Here is a 256-nt window from a genome sequence, read left to right as displayed (position 1 = left end):
GGCATTATCCCGCCAATTTTGCGCTCGATAATCGGGAGGTGGATTTACCAGCATCCATCGCAACAACCGTTAAAGGTTTAAGCTGTAAAGCCAATTTTGTATGTATTTATTGGCAAGAAAATAGCCAACTGGGTATGAAATCAGAACTTGAAACCACCGAAAAAGACCTAATCATGTTAAAAAGTAAATTGCATGATTATGCCAAATTGGTGCAGAATAACTAACTTTTCGTATTTTAACTTACCCTTTTTAATGA

At 36.3% G+C, this 256-nt stretch carries 1 protein-coding gene; it reads left to right on the top strand.

Annotation, left to right across the window (positions count from 1 at the left end; genetic code table 11):
* On the top strand, window positions 1-224 hold a 224-nt coding region (locus ACSV5T_RS10060; protein ID WP_438321037.1), incomplete at its 5' end, for a hypothetical protein.
* Window positions 225-256: the final 32 nt, after the last annotated feature.

The sequence above is a fragment of the Veillonella sp. ZSJB6 genome (assembly GCF_051549505.1).
In the GTDB taxonomy this organism is placed as follows: domain Bacteria; phylum Bacillota; class Negativicutes; order Veillonellales; family Veillonellaceae; genus Veillonella.
The sequence above is the reverse complement of the archived record's forward strand: the minus strand, read 5'-3'. Positions and strand labels throughout refer to the sequence as shown.